The organism is Bacillus sp. AFS088145 (assembly GCF_002564465.1).
Lineage (GTDB): Bacteria > Bacillota > Bacilli > Bacillales > Bacillaceae_G > Gottfriedia.
In genome coordinates this window covers 1-2,708 of sequence record NZ_NUUX01000059.1, presented here as the reverse complement: position 1 = coordinate 2,708, position 2,708 = coordinate 1, and the positions used below count along the sequence as shown (strand labels likewise).

1 protein-coding gene is annotated in these 2,708 nt (G+C 35.2%); it reads right to left on the bottom strand.

Going from position 1 to position 2,708, the window contains the following annotated elements:
- Positions 1-144 precede the first annotated feature (144 nt).
- Positions 145-1,947, bottom strand: a complete 1,803-nt coding sequence (gene ltrA / locus COI44_RS23415) for a group II intron reverse transcriptase/maturase (protein WP_483295502.1) — start codon at positions 1,945-1,947, stop codon at positions 145-147.
- Positions 1,948-2,708: the final 761 nt, after the last annotated feature.

The following is a 2,708-nucleotide window of genomic DNA, read 5'->3' as shown; positions in this document are numbered from 1 at the left end:
ATACAGATAGGTAAGGGTTTGAAGTTATCGCTCCCTTTTCCCCCTGTTCACACCGTACGTGCGACTTTCACCGCATACGGCGTTCCAACTACTCCAATTTATTCTTTTCTATGTATTAAGCAGACGAGTGCTTTTCTTCCAATTTTAGATTGTTTGATTCTGACACATTAATCGTAACGAATTTACTTTTTCCATTTGCTTACGAGTAAGTTTTAAGGATTTCAAAAGAGTTTCTATTTTAGCTTTATCCTTTAGATGAAGCAGTTTATGTATAGCTTTATCTAAAATAATAAGATTTGAATAGCTATCATCATTTGAAAGATGATAAGGATTAATGTGATGACAATGCCATTCATTTATCCCTAACTCTGCCCCTAGTACGGCACATTTGCCGTATTGGGCAATAAATTTACTGATTCGATTGTCATTGTATTCAATTGATCGATTTGGAATGTAGTTTCTCATGATGTAAGTAAGTATATTTCTATCGATAGCTTTTAAGCTATTATGTATTTTCGCTCTACCTTCGGCAGTGAAGTTACATATGGTTTGTGTAAAACAGTGTGGTAATTTCCACCGTTGGGCATGGATAGGGACAAATACCATTTGCTGTATCTTATATAATTTACTTTCATAACCCTTGTATCTTTTCTGTAAAGTCTTGGTCATATCATGAAAATTTGCCTCTGTTCTAATATTCTTTAGTTGATTGTATAACGTTTTGCGTAGATGATAGTTTAACTTATTTAGATTAATAGTAATTTGAGAGGCAACAGAATAATAGTTTTGGATTCCCATTACCACTGTATTAAAATTCCAGACAGTCTGAGTGCTAGGTTTTTTCTTAACCAATTTTATAGCTTCCTTTATCTTTTGGAAGGCGTTGGCTTTTGCCTTCTTCGACATATCGGACCTTGCTACATACGTTTTTCCTTTTCTTACGGCTTTTACCGAGAAGCCAAGAAACTCGGAAGAGTTCTTCTTTAAGTTGATAATTTTAGATTTTTCTTCACTAGTTTCAAGGTGTAGTCTGTTTTTTAGGAAGTCTTTCAATGCGTAATTCATTTTTATTGCCTGTGACCTTGTCTTACACATTATCTTGAAATCGTCCGCGTAGCGAACGATAAAGCACTCTTTCAAAGTTGTTTTCTTTAGAGAAGTATACTTATTACCAACTCTTGAATAAGTATGGTTGCTATTAAATGTTTCCCATTGGTTACTAATCCACCAGTCCAACTCATTTAATACAATGTTGGATAGTAAAGGAGATAAAATTCCTCCTTGTGGAGTACCTTTGGTAGGAATGCCTACACCTTCTATTTCTGCTTTCAAAAGTTTAGATATAATAGAAAGAAGTGTTTTATCCTTTATACCTAGCGACCACATTTGCTTTAGTAATTTACTATGATTAACGTTATCAAAGAATCCTTTTATATCAACATCCAAACAATGATGAAGTCCAACACGATTAATAAGAAACTCAAATCTAGCTTTGGCATGGTGTGTGCTACGATTCGGTCTGAATCCATAACTATGTTTATGGAATTTTGCTTCACATATTGGCTCTAAAATTTGAAGTATACATTGTTGAAAGATTCGATCCCAAATTGTTGGAATCCCCAATGGTCTGGTTTTTCCTTTTCCTTTCGGAATAAGGACACGCCTTACTGTTTGAGGCTCGTAACCCATGAACATTGTTTGAATCTTTTCTATTACTTCTGTAACTGATAGATGTATAATATCATCAATCGTTAATTTATCTGTTCCCGCAGTTTTGCTACCTGAATTTCTTTTAATATTTCGGTAGGCAAGTCGTATATTATCTTCAGAACGCATTAATTCTGTTAAATCATAGAAGTTATGACCACTGACACTTTGGGCATAAAGTATGTCAAAACAAGTTTGCATACTGTAATATTCACTGTGTCTCAGTTTCTTCCGTTTCAATAAGTCGGTTTCTCCTTTCGAAGTTAAACCTCTTTTAGTCTCACAAGAACCTTATTAACCGATAAAGAACTGCCTTACATGGTTGAATAAATCTTTATTAGTCTAGTGGCTATCCCTCCATGTGGATTAAACATTTCATTGGTACTGTGCCACCACTTTCACTGATATAAAGACAAGTTATGCAGTAACTAGTATCATTAATGCTTTCCTAGTCAACGCTTCTTCGGGAGTAAGCCCTCCACGTTATCAGCTTACAATGTTGAATTATATCTATTACAGAATGAACTTAGGTGCTTCCTCTAAGCCTGTTAGCATTCATACGCCTGTAACGTATCATGGATTTTCATATTAGTTAGTCTTACTCATCCACATCTAACCTCACAATTTAGTGATATACACATTTCTATGTATCGCAGTTATAGACCCGTACATTCAGAAGTTCGTCAGCTTAACCTTTTTTGGTAGGTTTATTTGCATACTCACCATATTCATTCAACTCAAGCATCATGAATTACACCACTCCATCGAGTAGGCTTTCGTCAGCCTCACTGGTACGGTAATTTCTCACACCTTTTCGCCGAGCTTATAACACGATCATTCTTACTTAATCCAGTGCTATTCGACTAAGAGAGAACCCTTCAAGGCGTTACCCAATCATTTGATTCTTCGATATAATCCTTCAATTCCGAAAGGAACTGTCTAGACTTTACTAGAGTAATGTGACCATTCTCCATTTAAACTAGAAACATTTCGCACAACTA